The 1,079-nt window shown below is 76.9% G+C and carries 2 protein-coding genes; one reads left to right on the top strand and one right to left on the bottom strand.

Going from position 1 to position 1,079, the window contains the following annotated elements:
- Positions 1–395: SCO4225 family membrane protein (locus ABZ914_RS51750; protein WP_500201867.1), on the top strand; the 395-nt coding region annotated here is incomplete at its 5' end.
- Positions 396–401: 6 nt separating this feature from the next.
- Here the strand turns inward: ABZ914_RS51750 and ABZ914_RS51745 are convergent.
- Positions 402–1,079 (bottom strand): MFS transporter (locus tag ABZ914_RS51745; protein ID WP_500201866.1); only part of this gene is annotated, 678 nt, incomplete at its 5' end.

Here is a 1,079-nt window from a genome sequence, read left to right as displayed (position 1 = left end):
AGTACCGGTACTCAGGCGGCGCCACCGGGCGCGCGGCGAGCATTGCCGGCATGTTCTCCTCTTTCTCCGCCCGCACCCCCCGATCCCCCCGGCCGGCCCGCGGCACGGCCGACCGGGTGCGGCTCGCCATCGCCGTCGGCTACGGCGCCGCCGTCACGGTGACGACCGGGATCGTCCTCGCCGCCGACCTGTTCGCGGACGACCCCGGCTTCATCGGCGTCTTCCTCATCCTGGCCACCGCGCCGCTGTCGATGGTGAGCCTCTACCTCCTCGACTTCGGGGAGATGCCGCAGGCCCTCGCCAACGTCCTGTTCTACGTCGCGACGACCGGGTCCGGGGCGCTCCAGACCTGGCTCCTGTGGCCCGGACGACGCCGCCGCCGTTCCGCCGAATAGGCGCCGTCAGCGCAGGTGGCGGTGGAGGGCGAGCGCGGCGAGCACCGCGGCGGCCCCGCAGAGGGCGATGACCTGCGACGGGGCCAGCAGGTCGCCGAGCGCGCCCGCGCCGCCGATCGCGGCGGCCTGGCCCGTCATCACCCCGGTGCTCGCCAGCCCGATCGCCTGGCCCCGCACGGCCTCCGGCGTCGCGTCCACGAGCCGGCGCTGGAGCGGCAGGTCGTAGCCGAGGCCGACCGTTCCCGCCAGCATCAGCGTGCAGGCCAGCGGCAAGGGCGGGTGGAGGGCGAACAGCAGCAGCGGCGCGCCCGTCAGCAGCGCGAGCGGGAACGTGAGCCGGTCGCGCAGGCCGGGGCGGATCCAGCGGCCGACCAGCAGGTTGCCCGCGAACATCCCGGCCGCGGCCGACGACAGCATCAGCCCGGCCGCCCCCGGACTCCCGAGCCCGCTCGCGTACGGGATCGCCATCGCCTCCGACCCGACGGACAGCGACAGCGGCAGCCAGAACGCCAGCAGCAGGCCCCGCGTGGTGCGGGCGCCGAGCAGCCGCCGGTTCACCCGCCACGTCTCGCGCGCCACCCCGGAGCCCCCGCGGTTCGGCGCCGGTACGTCCGGCAGCCCGACCCGGGCGAGCGCCGCGGCCGCGGCGGCGCTCGCGGCGGCCAGCCAGAGCGTCCCCGCCGG

Origin of the sequence: Spirillospora sp. NPDC046719 (assembly GCF_040645715.1) — a bacterium.
Taxonomy (GTDB): Bacteria; Actinomycetota; Actinomycetes; order Streptosporangiales; family Streptosporangiaceae; genus Spirillospora.
The sequence above is the reverse complement of the archived record's forward strand: the minus strand, read 5'-3'. Positions and strand labels throughout refer to the sequence as shown.